Origin of the sequence: Marivirga harenae (assembly GCF_030534335.1) — a bacterium.
Lineage (GTDB): Bacteria > Bacteroidota > Bacteroidia > Cytophagales > Cyclobacteriaceae > Marivirga > Marivirga harenae.
Window position 1 is genome coordinate 1,586,104 of record NZ_CP130565.1, and the last position, 16,107, is coordinate 1,602,210.

Here is a 16,107-nt window from a genome sequence, read left to right on the forward strand (position 1 = left end):
TATTTAATAGATGATAACTAAAGAAGAAACAGGACAATATTTAAGCGAAAACAAGCAAAGATTTTTGGATGAGCTTTTCGATTTACTAAGAATTCCAAGCGTCAGTGCGGACCCTAAATTCAGTGGAGACGTGAAAAAAGCTGCTGAATTCATGAAAACTAAATTTGAGGAGGCTGGTGCTGAAAATGTAGAAGTTTGTGCAACTGCTGGTCATCCGATTGTTTATGCCGATAAAATAATTGATCCTAAGTTGCCAACTGTTTTGGTTTATGGTCATTATGATGTTCAGCCTGCGGATCCGTATGAGCTCTGGGATTCTGAGCCCTTTAACCCTGTTATCAAAAACGGGAAAATTGTAGCCAGGGGATCTGCCGATGACAAAGGTCAAATGTATATTCATGTTAAAGCCTTTGAGATGATGATGCGCAAAGGGGGAGTTCCTTGCAATGTTAAATTTATGATTGAAGGTGAAGAAGAGGTTGGTTCGGAAAATCTTGAAATATTCATAGCGGAGAATAAAGAAAAACTAAAGGCGGATGTAATCGTGATATCGGATACTTCCATGATTGCCAACGAACACCCTTCCATGGCAATAAGTCTAAAAGGCATAAGTTATCTTGAAGTTGAAGTCACTGGACCCAATAGAGATTTACACTCTGGAGTTTACGGAGGTGCTGTTGCTAATCCAATAAATGTATTGACCCGCATGATTACTTCACTTCAAGATGAAAATAGGAAAGTAACAGTTCCTGGTTTCTATGATAAGGTGGTAGAATTGACACAGGAAGAAAGAGATAAAATGAATCTAGCGCCTTTCAATCTGAATGAATTCAAAAAGGATTTAGATATTGATGATGTTGAAGGTGAAGCTTCTTACAATACGCTAGAAAGAATGGGTATTAGACCCACCTTGGACGTCAACGGTATTTGGGGAGGATATATAGGTGAAGGAGCCAAAACTGTATTACCTTCAAAGGCAAGTGCTAAAATATCGATGCGATTAGTGCCTAATCAAAATCATCATGAAATAACAGCACTTTTTCAGAAACACTTTGAAAGTATTGCTCCTGAAAGCGTAAAAGTGAAAGTTACTCCTCATCACGGTGGAATGCCTTACGTTACGCCAACGGATACGGATTCTTATAAAGCCGCTGAAAGAGCATTTGAAAAAGTATGGGGCAAAAAACCAATTCCTACGCGAGAGGGAGGAAGTATTCCAATTGTCTCCTTGTTTAAAGATATTTTGGGTCTTGATAGTATTTTGATGGGGTTTGGTCTTAATTCAGACGCAATACATTCACCAAATGAAAGTTTTGGTGTTGAGAATTATTTAAAAGGGATTGAAACTGTTGCTTTATTCCATCAATATTTCGCTGAGCTAGACAAAAAATAAATCATTAGGTTGTATAGTAGTAGATGCCTGTTTTTCGGAAGAATGACAGGCTTTTCTATTTTATGACTATGGAGGTTATTCCTAAAGTCTCCAAAATCATCCAGGCAACAAAAAAGACATATAGTACTAATAATACAATGCCTTCCCATCTAACTAATGCTAGATTAGTTCTCAAGAATATGAACATAATAATAGTAATGAGCGCTAAAAATAACATTAAAGGAGCAGCAACCGTGAAGTTGACAACCGCGGTTCCTGCTATCAATACCCCAACAGGAACAGCTACTAATAAATCAAAAATATTACTACCTAGAACATTTCCTAAACTAATGGAGCCTTTAAATTTTCTAGCAATTTTAATACTAACTACCGCATCAGGAATACTTGTAGCGCCAGCAACTATTGTTATGCCCCAAATAAAATCAGGCGTATTGAAAAACTCACCTAAAAATATAGCTCCACTAACCAAGCCTTCCACACTGGCAACGATCAAAACAAGACTGATAATTAACTTAATCCAGTCCTTTCTAATGTTTACGCTCTCTTTATCAATACCTAATACTGCTCTTTTCCCGTGGTCTCTTCTATAATCACGGGTTTCCATTCCTTGTATAAATAGATATAGACCGTAAAAAACGATTGGAATAATAGCTATCCATCTTGTCATGGTACCTTCCATATTCCCAGGATTAACTGAAATTGGGAAATAGATATATGCTAATGCGAAGGTAATGAACAGTACAAAAACTGAAATAATGTAATATTGAGTGTCTTTATATATTAAGCTTAAATCTGCGGGCATTCTTTTAACCAGAACCGCAGAAATACCAGGTATAACCAAAATATTAAATATGGCTGATCCAACTATTGCTGATACTCCCAGATCAAACTTACCGTGGAGTAAGGTAGATAAAACTGTTGCTGCTAATTCAGGAAAGCTAGAGCCAACAGCTGTGATTATGGTACCTTGAATCAAAGGGGGTAGGTGATAATAGTCGGATAGTTTTTCAGAAGATTCTTCAAGGAGACTTCCTCCTTTCCAAACTGCCCAGGTGGAAATTAATATAATTCCAATATATAATAAAAGTTCTCCCATATTTCAAATTCAAATATGAGTAAAATCAGAATCTAAAACAACATCACATCTGATTTTAATGCAAATTATATGTCCAAACATCCTTTATTTTAATAGTATGACTTTTTTGCTGTAAAATATTTCTGAAAAAGTCTAATTTCTTACATATGATTCTTTGCTTAACTGCTTGTATTTCATGTTTTTGAAGACAAGTTTGTCATAATGATGGTTAAAGATTCCCGTGAAATCTAAAATAATCTCCGGTTGATTTTTTTGAATATCTTTGTAAAGAGCCATTGATTGCTCTTTTTCACTCATTTCCATTAGGATGATTTCACTGAGAGTAGGGTCATAATAATCAGTGGCTATGCGGTTAACAGATTTGTAAATATCTGTTGAGCCTCCCAGAATCATGACAGATTTATCTTTTACTAGCTCATGATGTATTGATTTACTACTTTTTAATGCGTTGAAATCTCCTAAAAAATGTAAAGCAGAATATTGATAGAACATTGTGTAGTTCAGCGCGATCAGAGCAATGCTGAATATTAAAGTGAATAATTCCGCTCTCATCTTTTTTCTAAATTGAAAGATTAAATGAATGATGAAAAAGGCAACGGAGGGTACAAAAGCCAACAGTTCATATGGTGCTTGTTTCTCTGAAATCCACCAGCTTCCAAAAGCTGCCAAAAACATTATAAACATTACTTGTTGAACCCGTACTTGATAATTGGTAAAGCGTTTCGCACTAAAAGTTTTGTAGAGTGCTACTAAAAAAACAAGGGTTGGAATTATAACAATTAAAAGGATCGATCTTAAATCAATTACTGGCTGTACTGAATTGAACAAATTAAATTCAATCCATTGAGAAATAAGAGCTTCAAGTCCATCTTGCCAATAGAAATAAATTAAAACTAGGGCTATTGGAAATGTAAAGCCGTAAAGGAACAATAGATATCTTCTTAAAACCAAACTGGTCAATAATGCAAAAGACAGGATTGTCGCTAACAAAAAGAAGATTGACGGTAAATAAAATAGAACCGCCAAACCCATGAAAATTCCTGTTTTGAGAATAGTAGCATCTTGTAATTTATTTTCAATCCTTAAATAGATATTATCCAATACTAATAATATAAATGTAAGACTTATTAATGCTGGTGATAGGGTGAAAAAATCATAAAAAGTGAACAGGATTAAAGCATAAATCAATGCAGGGATATATGAATTTTCATTGTAAGCCTTATTCCTCAACATAATATTGTTGAAAAGTGAAAATTGGTAGGTTACTAACAAAACAGACAAAATGTGCAATACTAGTATAGATTTTCCAAAAACGAAATCTACTACCATATAAGTCCATGCGGACAAGGGTGAAATAGGGCTTATCAAGTCTTTGTAAAGGACTTTTCCACTGTTTAAAACCTCTCCAACTAAAAGCCAATCTACTTCATACACTAACGGCTCTGACCCGATTATATACGGTAATCGGAAAAACAATACCGCCAAAAAAAGTATCAGCAATCGATAAGGGTCGTTTATTCGGAAAAAACCTAGCAATAGTCTTTGGGTTTGTTTATGATTCGGTTGCTAAATTAGAGGATAAAGCACAAATTGTATAAAATATCATGCATATTTGTAAAGAAATTAGAGATAAATATGGCGGCAGGTTCAAGACAAAAAAAGTATTCCAGTTTATTACAAAAAGATTTGAGTGAAATTTTCCAAAAACAAATGGCTAATTCCTTTGGAAAGGCATTTATTACCATTACTGATGTTGAAGTTTCTCCTGATTTGAGTTTTGCTAAAGTCTATCTAAGTCTTATGCTTTCTGATAAGCCAAACGAAACCTTGGAAAGGATCCAGGAAAGAAAAAGCGAGATTAGAAAACATTTGGGAAATAGAATAGGGAAACAAGTAAGGATAATTCCTGAACTGGCTTTCTTTATGGATGAAACCTTGGAGAATGCGAACCGAATCGATGACATCCTTTCAAAATTGGATATCCCTCCTGAAGAGGAGGATGAAGACGATGATGAAAATAGAGATTAATTAATCCCCAAGCGAATCTTGAAGAATCTATCATTTTTCATAGCGAGAAGATATTTCCTTTCGAAAAAGAAAAAAGGGTTTATTAATGTCCTGTCCATTATTGCCATGGTTGGTGTAGCAATTGGAACTGCGGCATTGGTAATCGTGCTATCCGTTTTCAACGGGCTCGAAGACTTGATTCGTTCACTCTACAGTTCTTTCGATGCCGATTTGAAAATTGGTTTGACTGAGGGTAAATTTTTCGAATACGATGAAGAATTACAAACTAAGATCAACACCAATGAAGGTATTGCCACTATCGTGCAAGTAGTGGAAGATAATGCTTTAGTTCGATATAATGATGGTGAATCAGTGGTACGGATGAAAGGAGTTAGTCCTGAATTTGTGAAAAATAGCGAACTTAAGACTCACATTACAGAAGGTCAGTTAAAACTGACAGAAAAAGAACAGAATTTTGCTGTTGTTGGACAAGGAATACGTTATGATTTATCAATAAATTCTCGTAATGATTTTCTGGCTTTACAGTTCTATTATCCTAAGGATATCAGTCCTGGAAGAACAAATCCTTCGAATATGTATAATTCCGGAATTTTGATGCCGGCTGGAGTTTTTGCAATCGAAAAACAATATGATGAAAAGTACATTTTTGTCCCTATTCGTTTCGCAAGAAAATTGATTGGTAAAGGGAATCAATGTACTTCTTTAGAAATCAATTTAGAAGAAGGAGCTTCGGTTATTGAGATTCAGAAAAGCCTCCAAAAGACGCTAGGTGTTGAATTCGAAGTTTTAAATTCTGATGAGCAACATGCTTCCTTACTGAAGGCTATAAAAATCGAGAAATTATTTATTTATATCACTTTTACATTCATTCTAGCGGTGGCTTCTTTTAATATCTTTTTCGCCTTGACAATGTTGGCTTTAGATAAAAAAAGAGATATAAGTATTTTGTTTGCTATGGGGATACCAATTAAGACCATTCGAAATATTTTCTTAAAAGAGGGAGCGATTATTTCCCTTTCTGGAGCCATAACAGGAGGGCTGATAGGCTTTATAATATGCTTTTTGCAACAAGAATATGGCTTGATATCGATGAACATGGCCTCAGCAGTTCAGGAAGCATATCCAGTAAAGATGATAGCCACTGACTTTATCTTTACGATGCTTAGTATAGCGCTTATTACGATTTTAGCTTCTTTCAAACCAGCTCAAATTGCTGCAAAATCGGTAGAAATACAGCGTTTGTAGCAAATTATTCAAAAAAGTACCAAGAGTTCCATCCTATTTTATTAAATTTCAAATCTGATTTTTTCAAAAAATTGAGAATAGCTATTTGATTGACAAGTTTTAATTCATGAAGGTCTATACCACTCAACCATTTCAACTTATATATTCATTATTCGAACATGAATATTTGGGCTATACTTTCGAATCCTTTGTAGTGCAAAAAAACAGCAGGGGTGATCTTACTTTTTCCCACCAAAATATATCATCCAAAAATGCTAGTGAATTTGGAAAGGGGATGGATGATGTGGATTATGAGTTAATTGAGTTGATGGATGAAATGCAACAAGATGTTGTGGTCAGGAAGTTTGCTAAAAAGAAAATGAAGCCGGCCGAATTCTTTGATAAGTATTATAATGATGACGGGGGCAGTGATTTGGTTAAAGATGAGATTGAGCGCTATATGGAGAAAAGGCGTTCCGAAATTCTCAGCCGAATCACGGGTAAATTGCTTTTTGAAATGGGAAATGATGGGGAACCTGCTTGGCGTCAAATTGAAGTTATGGACGAGAAGGCAACTATCCTTTTTCATTTTGTTAAAAATGAAGATAATACTCACTATTTTCCTACCATTAAGCATAATGGAGAAAAATTAGAATTTCAATATAAAGGGGCATATCTCATTTGTAATAAACCCGCTTGGTTAGTGGTAGATCAAAAGTTGTACTCTTTCGAGAAAAACCCAGAGGGTAAGAAAATTAAGCCATTCCTTAATAAAAAATTCATTGCGATTCCTGAAAAAGTAGAAGAAACCTATTTTAAAAAATTTGTAGCTCCACTTGTTGCATCTTTTGATGTCTTTGCCAGAGGCTTTAAAATAAAGACATATAGAGAAGAGCCACTGCCTAAATTGAAGATTTCAGAATTGGTTTCAACATCAGGCAAAAACTTGGATCTATTTAGTAATGGAAATAAGGACACGGAAGGTGAAAGTAAGTTGTTATTGGAATTAAAGTTTCAATACGGTGAGCACATTTTTCCTCTTGGTAAAGGAGAAGGGGTTTCCGTGAAAGTTGAAAAAGAAGAGGGTCAATTTGTTTTTAAAAGGTTGGTTAGAAATCTTCTGAAAGAAAAGAGTCTTCGAGATGCAATGATTGAAAGAGGATTGGACATATTAAAAGGGAAAATAACAGCTCCGAAAACCAAAACTTTTAGTTGGATATCAAAGAATGTCGATTGGCTAAAGGAAAATGAGATTGAGATTCTTCAAGATAAGCATGTAAGTGATAAGAACTACTTTGTTGGTAAATCAACCATCGAAATTGATATTTCTGAAGGTATAGACTGGTTTGATATCAATGCAGTGGTCATGTTTGGTGATTATGAAGTCCCTTTTAAAGAGCTGAGGAAACATATTTTGAATAATCAATTGGAATTTAAGCTACCGAATAATCAAACAGCTGTAATTCCTTCCCATTGGTTTGAAGATTATTCTGAGCTTTTCAGCTTTATGGAAAATGGAGAAGAGGATGCAATGAAAATGAGGAAGCATCATATTTCACTTGTAAGCGAAATGGAAAATAGCAACCTGGCAAAAGTGCAAATGGACAGGAAGCTTGCAAAACTGAAAGACTTTACTCAAATAGATGATCATCCTATGCCATCCGATTTTTCAGGAGAGTTGAGACCGTATCAAAAAGAAGGCTTTAATTGGTTGCAATTCCTCAATCAATATAATTTTGGCGGTTGTTTGGCTGATGATATGGGCTTAGGTAAAACAGTTCAGACTTTGGCAATGTTGCAATCCGAGAATGAAAGCGGTAGAACTGCTGCTAATTTGCTTATTATGCCAACTTCTCTTATTTATAATTGGCAATCTGAAGCTGAAAAATTTACTCCAGAACTTAAAATATTTGTTTATACAGGTACAAACCGAATAAAAGATAGCAAGCAATTTGAGGATTATGATTTGGTTTTAACCTCCTATGGTATCACTAGGCTGGATGTTGATATTTTATCGGAGTTTTTATTTAATTATATTATTCTCGATGAATCCCAGGCCATTAAAAATCCTGAATCGCATATTGCCAAGGCAGTTAGAAAATTAAAATCTCGAAGAAAACTAGTGTTGACGGGTACACCAGTTGAGAATAGTACCATGGACTTATGGTCGCAAATGTCATTTGTAAATCCTGGCTTATTGGGCAATAAAAAATTCTTTAAAGATGAGTTCGTGACGCCTATTGAAAAGAAGCGAGATGAACAAAAGTCTCAAAAACTAGCGACCTTGATTAAACCTTTCATCCTGAGAAGACATAAATCGCAAGTGGCTACAGAATTGCCTGATAAAATTGAAAATGTGCATTACTCGGGTATGACCACCATGCAAGAGGAAAAATATGAAGAAGTGAAAAACTACTTCCGAGATATGATTTTGGACGAAATTGAAAAGAATGGGGTCAGAAGTTCACAAATGATTTTATTGCAAGGATTGACCCAATTACGCCAAATTGCTAATCACCCTAAAATGACGGATCAAGAATACCAGGGTGATTCAGGAAAAATGGAAGATGTGACGCATATGTTAAATTCCATAATTTCAAAAGGTCATAAAATTTTAGTGTTTAGTCAATTTGTTAAGCACTTAAGCCTCTTTAAAGAGTATATGGAGCGTAGTCATATAAAATATGCTTATTTAGATGGAACCACCAAAGACCGACAAAAGCAGGTGAAATTATTTCAGGAAAACGAAGAAATTTCAGTCTTTTTGATTTCCCTCAAAGCGGGTGGACTAGGTCTAAACCTGACGGCTGCGGACTATGTATTCTTGCTAGACCCGTGGTGGAATCCTGCTATTGAGCAACAAGCTGTTGACCGAGCCCATAGAATTGGTCAAAAACAGCAGGTTTTTACTTATAAATTCATTACCAAAAACTCTGTAGAAGAGAAAATATTAGCTCTTCAACAGAAAAAATTGACCCTAGCTCGAGATTTGATCAGCACAGAGGAAAGCTTTATGAAAAGTTTGAGCAAAGAGGATATTGAAGGAATTTTGGCATAATTGGCTATACAGCATAAGACAAGAATCCGAAAGTTTTTAGCTCTAATTGATATTCTGCAACAACAGTTAGGACTTTTATGATTTGCTATTATTTTCTGAAGAAATTATTTTTTTGAATATAGGCTATTCCCCCTTATTAAATCGGCTAGATTTGTGTAATTGTTTTTAAATCTATTGAAGTAGCTAAATGGCGAAAGTTAAATCAGCATTTTTCTGTCAAGAATGTGGTCACGAATCACCAAAGTGGGCTGGGAAATGCCCTTCATGTGGGCAATGGAATACTTTTGTGGAAGAGGTTGTCACAAAAGAAAAATCATCTAGCGGATACCAATCAGCTAAAAAAATTGCCAATAAACCTATTTCTATTCAAGAAGTAGAAAGTACTAAAGAAGCCCGAATTAAAGTACAGGATAGGGAATTAAGTAGGGTTTTAGGAGGTGGAATTGTGCCAGGTTCTTTGGTGTTAATTGGTGGTGAGCCAGGAATTGGTAAATCGACTCTGATGTTGCAAATTGCTTTACAGCTTTCCAATCTCAAAATACTGTATGTGAGCGGTGAAGAAAGTGCACAGCAAATTAAAATGCGTGCTGACAGAATGGAGCATGATTCCAAAAACTGCTATATTTTAACTGAAACTCATACCGCTGATATTTTCAGAGAAGTAGAGGCCTTAGGACCTGATTTGTTGGTTATCGATTCGATTCAAACTTTACATTCACCAAAAATAGAATCGGCAGCTGGAAGCGTAGGTCAGGTCAAAGAATGTACTGCAGAATTGATGCGCTTTGCTAAAGAAAATAAAATCCCAGTTTTTTTAATAGGCCATATCACAAAAGATGGTGCAATTGCAGGGCCTAAAGTATTAGAACATATGGTAGATGCTGTACTTCAATTTGAAGGAGATCGGCATTTGACCTATCGGATTTTACGAACCACTAAGAATCGATTTGGTTCTACCAATGAATTGGGAATTTATGAAATGATGCAGAACGGCTTGCGACAAGTCAGTAATCCTTCCGAAATATTGATTTCTCAAAAAGATAAAGATAGCAGTGGGACAGCCATTGGTGCTACAGTGGAAGGAAACCGCCCGCTTTTGATTGAAATTCAAGCTTTGGTTAGCCCTGCTACTTATGGTACTCCTCAGCGTTCAGCAACTGGCTATGACAGTAAGAGATTAAATATGCTTTTGGCTGTTTTAGAGAAAAGAGGTGGTTTTCGACTTGGCATTCAGGATGTATTTCTGAATATAGCTGGCGGGCTAAGAGTTGAAGATCCTGCCATTGATCTTGCTGTTTGCGTTGCCATCATTTCATCCCTGGAAGAAATTCCTTTGTCTTCAAAAACATGTGTCGCGGCTGAAGTGGGCTTGAGTGGGGAAATTAGGGCTGTTAATAGGGTTGAGAACAGAATAGCAGAGGCAGAAAAACTGGGTTTTAACGAAATATTAGTTTCTAAATTTAGTATGAAGGGAGTAGATGTGTCAAGATATAAAATTGATATTAAAACCTTCAGTCAGCTAGGTGAAGTTGTTAGTTATTTATTTGGGTAATTAGAAGATTTATTTTGAGAATCCTGATAGTCAAATTGATGCAGAATATTGTCCGTCCTGGGGTTTTTGTGGGTAGGAAATTTCTGTCAGGAGGATACAAATCTGTTTGTTGACGATATGCCAAATACATTTCCCAAACTAAATTTATTTTCAGATATTTAAGTTTTCCTTCAAAAATATTTTTTTATGCAAGAGTTTTTTCTAGAATTGGGCTTTTCCAGCAATATTTTTGCCTTTGTCATACTGCCATTATTGATTTTCATGGCACGGGTAGCAGATGTTTCCATCGGAACTATTAGAGTTATTTTGGTGATGCAAGGCAAAAAAGGACTTGCTCCGCTCCTCGGTTTTTTTGAATCCTTAATTTGGTTATTGGCAATCGGTCAAATCTTTCAGCACATAGATAATCCCGTTAGTTATATTTCATATGCAACCGGCTATGCATTTGGGACTTACGTTGGAATCATCTTAGAGGAAAAAATGGCTATTGGCAGAGTGGTTGTTAGGGTTATTACAGCATTACCGGCCAATGAATTAATTGAGTATTTGGAAAGAAAAAATCACAGATATTCTAATATTGATGCTACCGGTAATGACGGTAAGGTAAACATTATTTTTACAGTAGTAAAAAGGAATACACTGAAAGAATTAATCCCAAAAGTTAAAGAGTATAATCCAAAGGCGTTTTTCACAATTGAAGGAGTTAAGAAAGTAAGTGATGAGGAAATGTCATTCAAAGAAAACAAAGGAATTCTATTAGGTAAAATGTTGGATATTAGAAGTAAATAAAGCTCAAAAAAGATTGAAAATTAAAGCATGCTTTTTGCATACTCAATTCCATTGTGCTATTTTGGATTAATATTATTTTTCATGCTTTAAGTTTAGTTAAATAAGTTTTAAATTGATTATCTGTGGCACAATTTTGGCTTATTCACATTCTTTAATTGAATCTAAATCCTAATGAAGGGAATCGTAGTAAAAATATTCTTTTTCCTATTGCTGTCAAGTTTCAGTTTTAGTGACGCTCATGCACAAAATCAGTCTTTATTTGGGGATGTTCGCTCTGCACTCAAAGCTGGAAGTTCTAAAGAACTGTCCCAGCATTTCCATGATAATATTCAGCTAAATATTAATGGAGAGGAAGGAAACTTCAGTAATGTCCATGCAGAAATTTATTTAAAAGAGTTTTTCAAAAAGCACGAACCCATTAGTTTTGAATATGCCCATCAAGGTAGTTCTAATGAAGGTTTGAAATATGCCATCGGAAATTACGTACATTCCGAAGGCACTTATCTTGTTCTTATTAGAGCGAAAAAGTTTAATGGCAAGGAAAAAATTTATATAATTGATTTCTCTGAGGAGTAAATGCTATTATCGTTTCCAGCTTAGTTTTTCCTCTGGCATCACGAACCATAAAATTACATAGACCAATATCCCAGGGAAAGCAGCACTTAGTATTGATATTAATACATAAAGCAAACGCACTTTACCGGCATCCCAACCGAAATATTTTGCAATTCCTCCGCAAACTCCTGCGAATACCCTTTCTCTCGTTCTTTCTAAATTCTTTTCCATTTGTTCTTTTTTTATTTCAGAGCTCAAAATAAATGCCAATGTGTAAAAATAGCGTTTACCACTTATATGGGTAGTTTAAAGCTTGGTAGGTGTTCGACTTTGAACAGTTTTTTTCACATATTGAACACTCCCTAAAATTATTATATTTGTGACTTTAAGATTTAATGTCCCTAATGTATAAAATTATAAAGTCCCTCATTTACTCTTTGCTCCGTGTTTTTCTAAATGCGAGTATGTCTTTTAGTTATCGTAATATCATAGTGACAGGTTATGACCGAATTAAAAATTGCAAACCAACTTTATTTGTAAGTAATCATCAAAATACTTTCATGGATGGTTTGGTTTTGGTAAAAATAGCAAAAAATATAAGCCCCAACATCCTTGTCCGTGCAGATATATTCAAATCTAAATGGGCAGCAATTGCGCTTGACATCATACATTTGATCCCAATCTACAGAAAAAAGGACAATATGGGCAGTGTGGCCCAAAACAATGAAATATTTAAAAAGTGCTTTGACTTATTTAAGAGGGGCAAAACTTTATTGATTTTCCCGGAAGGAAACCATGCTATAAAAAGGTTTTTGAGGCCAATGCAGAAGGGCCTGCCAGAATTGCATTTGAGGCTGAGGATGAAAACAATTTTGAACTTGGATTGAATGTAGCTCCATTTGGCCTGCACTACGAAAGCCACCCCCAAAGGTGGTACGATTTACATGTCCATTTTGGGGAGCCCTTTCAAGTAAAGGATTTTAAGGAGGTCTACAATGAAAATGCTATTATTGCGCATAAACAGTTTACCGATAAAATTAGAGAAGATATTTCGGCAGAAATGGTCGATATCAAATGGCATGATGAATATGAATTTATGGAGCAAGTCAGAGCTCTGCTGAAGCCTTATGCTATGCAGTGGGCGGAGAATAAAAAATCTATTGTTCATGCAGAAAATGAGCTGGTTAATAAGGTAGGGGAACAGCTTCGGAAAGATCCATCCAATTTAGAATTACTAAAGGGGAAAATTCAGGATTATTTTGAGAATATTCAAAGTCATCACCTTACCAAAGACTTCCTAGCAAAAAAAACGAATTTATTGGGCTTGTTTTTCAAATCTATTGGTCTTTTGTTTGGATTGCCTTTTTGGGTGATAGCCAAAGTCATTAATTTTATTCCTGAATTTATTATTGAGAAGAAGGTTATTGCTGGAGTTAAGGATGTGACCTGGCACATCTCTTTGAGATGTGGCATTTCTTTATTTCTTTACCCAATCTATTATTGTATAATGTTCCTGATATTGGTCTTTAGTTTGGATTGGATTTTAGCGGGGATTATAGTTTTTACATTCCCACTGGTGTCTATAGTAATGTATGAAACTGAGTACCATTTCAAAAAACTGAAAAATGCTTTTCTCTTGTTTAAGAAGCCTGAAATACTAAAAATAGAACAAGAATTAGTAAAGGAAATTAGAGCTTTAATAGGTAAGGGATAAGTTTTTTCTTAGACGTTAGTTCCCAACAAAGGGAGCCAGAAAGTATCCAGCAATAGTTAATACAATTACTGCTATAATATTCAATAGGATACCTGCTCTAACCATTTGCTTTATGTTGATATAACCACTGGAAAATACAATTGCATTAGGAGGAGTGCTAATAGGCATCATAAAAGCACAACTTGTAGCCATCGCTACCGGTATTGCCAATAAAAGTGGTTCCACCTTCAATCCTGTAGCAATACTTAATACCATTGGAATTGCGATAGTTGTTAAAGCCACATTACTCATGATTTCAGTTAAGAATAGAGCCAATGCAGTCAATATCAACACCAATATCCAAAGCGGTATATTTTGATATTGGCTAATGGCTTCACCTATCATATCCACAAATCCAGCTTCTTCCATGGCTTTTGCCAATACCATTCCACCTCCAAACAAGATTAAGATGCCCCAAGGAAGGTTTTTCATGTCTTCCCAATTCATTAGCATTTTGCCAGATTTATTAAGTGGCACTAAAAAAGTGGCCATTCCACCGGACATCGCTGTGACTGTGTCGTTTAATATATCAACTCCTAATAATGAATTGATTTGTGATTTAAAAATCCAACAAAAAGCAGTGATACCAAAAATGACAGCTACCCATTTTTCTTCCGTACTCCAGTGCCCCAATTTCTTTAATTCCTTTTCAATAAATAATTCTGCTTTTTCAATTTTCGTGATGCCGTGTCGAAATAGCACTTTGGTCAGCATCTGGTAAATTAGAAAAAGCATAACCGCTACAGATGGAATTCCGATAATAAGCCAGCTAGCAAAGCCAATTTCTTTGTTCAATATGCTTTTGACCAGGCCAACTAAAACAACATTGGGAGGGGTTCCAATGATAGTAGCCATGCCCCCAACATTAGCAGCATAGGCAATGCTTAAAAATAAGGCCGTTTTAAATCTGTTAAAACCAGAAAACTGATTTTCTGTGAATTCCAATAATTTTACCACTGATAAAGCAATGGGTAGCATCATAACGGCAGTGGCAGTATTGCTGATCCACATGCTTAAAACCGCAGTAGCCAACATAAAACCTAAAATAATGCCATTAGCATTTGTACCAGTCAATCGGATTAGATTCAATGCAATCCTTCGGTGAAGCTGATGTTTTTCCATGGCCAAGGCTAACATAAATCCGCCCATAAAAAGGAAAATAATGGGGCTTGCATAGGGAGATGTAGCTTCTATCAGATTAAATACACCAGTTGTTGGAAATAAAATCATCGGCAGTAAAGCAGTGGCAAAAATAGGTATTGCTTCAAATACCCACCAGATAATCATCCATAGGGCAATGGAAAATACATCCCATCCAATTTCAGGAAACCAGAATTGGGGGTTGGCCCATTGAATAATAAGGAAAAAAATTGGGCCTAATGCCAATGCGATATATTGAAATTTAACTTTCAAAGGTATTTTGTTCAATGCCGAAATTATGAAAAATATAGCAAGAAGAAATTATTTGAGCGATAAAAGAAATTGCTTTTAGCTTGAATATAAATAGATTACTTATTCAGATCAAAATACCACAGCTCTTAAAAAAGCTTAATATTCCAACTCTTTACTTCCGGGTTGTGTCAATTGGCTAAGAAATCTATTACTGTAGTTAGTCATATCTCTATCTATGATTTTTTGAATAAACAATTATGGACTTATATAGCACAAGATGAAAATAAACAATCTGTCTTACCTTTATATCATGCTAAGCTCTTTTCTAATGCTCAGTTGTGTTTCTATTCAACCTCAACTATTAGATATACCGCTGATTGAAGAAAAGAATGATTTGAGAGTAGATGGGAGTGTTTCCTTGGTTAAAGGCAGTGTTAGTGGAAACGTAGCGTATGGGATAACAGATGAGTTGGCGGTTCAGCTTGGGGGTAATGTAGCAACTTTGACCAGTGGAAGGCATGACTATGGACAAATGGCAGTAGGTTATTACCGAAATATAAGGCATAATTTGCTATTTGAGATTTACGGAGGTGCTGGTTATGGTCATGGGTATACTCAAAATGCTGCACCACAGTTTGATGAACGTTTTAAGGGAAATTACCAAAAGCTTTTTACACAGCTAAACATTGGTGGACTTGGAGAACATCTTGAAGGTGGTTTTGGACTCAAGGGAGGTTTTATGCAATCAAGTTTTTCTTATGGTGGCTTTGAGAACAGAGGCAACTATGTCCGGCTCACCGAACAGATTTATAGAGATAATTATATGTTGATAGAGCCAACTGCTGTGCTGAAATTCGGCTTGAAAAATTTTAAATTTAATGTAAAAGTAGGAGGTCTGTTCATGAAAAACTTGGATAATCAGTCAAGAGGTATTCCATATTCACCTTTTAATTTTGGGGGCGGAATTTCATTAGATTTATAGTTTAGGTGATTACTCAAATATCCACCAAATAATCATCCATAATGCTACGGAAAGAACATCCCAACCGATTTCAGGAAACCAGAATTACAGATTATCAATATGGATAATCGCAATGGCCAGTGGACCCAGACAGAGCGGATTAGCATTTAAACTTACTTTCAAATACAAATACTGTTTTTAAAGCTTTATAATGAAAAAAAGTTAAAATGAAAAATAATAGATTGTTAGTCACAAAAAAAGGCAACAAATTTACTTGTTGCCTTTTGAACAGAGTTACATTAAGTT

Annotated in this window: 14 protein-coding genes; 10 read left to right on the top strand and 4 right to left on the bottom strand. The window is 35.3% G+C overall.

Going from position 1 to position 16,107, the window contains the following annotated elements:
• Nucleotides 1-10 precede the first annotated feature (10 nt).
• The gene (locus tag Q3Y49_RS06740; protein WP_303271527.1) at nt 11-1,393 is read left to right on the top strand and encodes a dipeptidase; all 1,383 of its coding nucleotides are present in this window, start codon (nt 11-13) and stop codon (nt 1,391-1,393) included.
• A gap of 55 nt (nt 1,394-1,448) precedes the next feature.
• Here the strand turns inward: Q3Y49_RS06740 and Q3Y49_RS06745 are convergent, their stop codons facing one another.
• Both Q3Y49_RS06745 and Q3Y49_RS06750 read right to left on the bottom strand, forming a co-directional pair.
• Nucleotides 1,449-2,489 (bottom strand): sodium:calcium antiporter, encoded by a 1,041-nt coding sequence (locus Q3Y49_RS06745; protein ID WP_303271528.1) that lies wholly within the window; start codon nt 2,487-2,489, stop codon nt 1,449-1,451.
• 132 nt (nt 2,490-2,621) lie between these two features.
• Nucleotides 2,622-3,989, bottom strand: coding sequence for an LTA synthase family protein (locus Q3Y49_RS06750; RefSeq protein WP_303271529.1), 1,368 nt, complete (start codon nt 3,987-3,989; stop codon nt 2,622-2,624).
• 135 nt (nt 3,990-4,124) lie between these two features.
• Here Q3Y49_RS06750 and rbfA point away from each other — a divergent pair, with 135 nt between their 5' ends.
• The 6 genes from rbfA (at nt 4,125) to Q3Y49_RS06780 (ending at nt 11,716) form a co-directional block, all read left to right on the top strand.
• A complete protein-coding gene (gene rbfA / locus Q3Y49_RS06755) occupies nt 4,125-4,517 on the top strand; it encodes a 30S ribosome-binding factor RbfA (RefSeq protein WP_303271530.1) in 393 nt (130 codons plus the stop codon).
• Between the two features lie 18 nt (nt 4,518-4,535).
• Nucleotides 4,536-5,762: an ABC transporter permease gene (locus Q3Y49_RS06760; protein ID WP_303271531.1), complete on the top strand. Its 1,227-nt coding sequence runs from the start codon at nt 4,536-4,538 to the stop codon at nt 5,760-5,762.
• 106 nt (nt 5,763-5,868) lie between these two features.
• The gene (locus tag Q3Y49_RS06765) at nt 5,869-8,799 is read left to right on the top strand and encodes a DEAD/DEAH box helicase (RefSeq protein WP_303271532.1); all 2,931 of its coding nucleotides are present in this window, start codon (nt 5,869-5,871) and stop codon (nt 8,797-8,799) included.
• Between the two features lie 187 nt (nt 8,800-8,986).
• Nucleotides 8,987-10,351, top strand: coding sequence for a DNA repair protein RadA (gene radA, locus Q3Y49_RS06770; RefSeq protein ID WP_303271533.1), 1,365 nt, complete (start codon nt 8,987-8,989; stop codon nt 10,349-10,351).
• A gap of 186 nt (nt 10,352-10,537) precedes the next feature.
• Nucleotides 10,538-11,140 (top strand): DUF2179 domain-containing protein, encoded by a 603-nt coding sequence (locus Q3Y49_RS06775; protein ID WP_303271534.1) that lies wholly within the window; start codon nt 10,538-10,540, stop codon nt 11,138-11,140.
• Nucleotides 11,141-11,311: 171 nt separating this feature from the next.
• Nucleotides 11,312-11,716 (top strand): DUF4783 domain-containing protein, encoded by a 405-nt coding sequence (locus Q3Y49_RS06780; RefSeq protein WP_303271535.1) that lies wholly within the window; start codon nt 11,312-11,314, stop codon nt 11,714-11,716.
• Nucleotides 11,717-11,722: 6 nt separating this feature from the next.
• On the opposite strand, the gene Q3Y49_RS06785 is transcribed toward Q3Y49_RS06780, so the two are convergent.
• The gene (locus Q3Y49_RS06785; protein ID WP_303271537.1) at nt 11,723-11,926 is read right to left on the bottom strand and encodes a PspC domain-containing protein; all 204 of its coding nucleotides are present in this window, start codon (nt 11,924-11,926) and stop codon (nt 11,723-11,725) included.
• A 233-nt stretch (nt 11,927-12,159) separates the two neighbouring features.
• Here Q3Y49_RS06785 and Q3Y49_RS06790 point away from each other — a divergent pair, with 233 nt between their 5' ends.
• Together Q3Y49_RS06790 and Q3Y49_RS06795 are read left to right on the top strand one after the other, a co-directional pair.
• Nucleotides 12,160-12,582: a 1-acyl-sn-glycerol-3-phosphate acyltransferase gene (locus Q3Y49_RS06790; protein ID WP_303271538.1), complete on the top strand. Its 423-nt coding sequence runs from the start codon at nt 12,160-12,162 to the stop codon at nt 12,580-12,582.
• Nucleotides 12,579-13,409, top strand: coding sequence for a hypothetical protein (locus Q3Y49_RS06795; RefSeq protein WP_303271539.1), 831 nt, complete (start codon nt 12,579-12,581; stop codon nt 13,407-13,409). Before Q3Y49_RS06790 ends, Q3Y49_RS06795 begins: the two co-directional genes overlap by 4 nt.
• A gap of 15 nt (nt 13,410-13,424) precedes the next feature.
• Here Q3Y49_RS06795 and Q3Y49_RS06800 read toward each other — a convergent pair whose 3' ends face one another.
• Nucleotides 13,425-14,861: an SLC13 family permease gene (locus tag Q3Y49_RS06800; protein ID WP_303271540.1), complete on the bottom strand. Its 1,437-nt coding sequence runs from the start codon at nt 14,859-14,861 to the stop codon at nt 13,425-13,427.
• Nucleotides 14,862-15,168: 307 nt separating this feature from the next.
• On the opposite strand from Q3Y49_RS06800, the gene Q3Y49_RS06805 reads away from it, so the two are divergent.
• On the top strand, nt 15,169-15,822 hold the full coding sequence (locus Q3Y49_RS06805) for a hypothetical protein (protein WP_303271542.1): 654 nt from the start codon (nt 15,169-15,171) through the stop codon (nt 15,820-15,822).
• Nucleotides 15,823-16,107 lie beyond the last annotated feature (285 nt).

What these genes read in the sequence shown, in the direction of transcription:
- Q3Y49_RS06740 (WP_303271527.1), top strand. Translation starts at nt 11, where the DNA reads ATGATAACTAAAGAAGAAACAGGACAATATTTAAGCGAAAACAAGCAA.
- Q3Y49_RS06745 (WP_303271528.1), bottom strand. Translation starts at nt 2,489, where the DNA reads ATGGGAGAACTTTTATTATATATTGGAATTATATTAATTTCCACCTGG.
- rbfA (WP_303271530.1), top strand. Translation starts at nt 4,125, where the DNA reads ATGGCGGCAGGTTCAAGACAAAAAAAGTATTCCAGTTTATTACAAAAA.
- Q3Y49_RS06765 (WP_303271532.1), top strand. Translation starts at nt 5,869, where the DNA reads ATGAAGGTCTATACCACTCAACCATTTCAACTTATATATTCATTATTC.
- radA (WP_303271533.1), top strand. Translation starts at nt 8,987, where the DNA reads ATGGCGAAAGTTAAATCAGCATTTTTCTGTCAAGAATGTGGTCACGAA.
- Q3Y49_RS06775 (WP_303271534.1), top strand. Translation starts at nt 10,538, where the DNA reads ATGCAAGAGTTTTTTCTAGAATTGGGCTTTTCCAGCAATATTTTTGCC.
- Q3Y49_RS06780 (WP_303271535.1), top strand. Translation starts at nt 11,312, where the DNA reads ATGAAGGGAATCGTAGTAAAAATATTCTTTTTCCTATTGCTGTCAAGT.
- Q3Y49_RS06785 (WP_303271537.1), bottom strand. Translation starts at nt 11,926, where the DNA reads ATGGAAAAGAATTTAGAAAGAACGAGAGAAAGGGTATTCGCAGGAGTT.
- Q3Y49_RS06790 (WP_303271538.1), top strand. Translation starts at nt 12,160, where the DNA reads ATGTCTTTTAGTTATCGTAATATCATAGTGACAGGTTATGACCGAATT.
- Q3Y49_RS06805 (WP_303271542.1), top strand. Translation starts at nt 15,169, where the DNA reads ATGCTCAGTTGTGTTTCTATTCAACCTCAACTATTAGATATACCGCTG.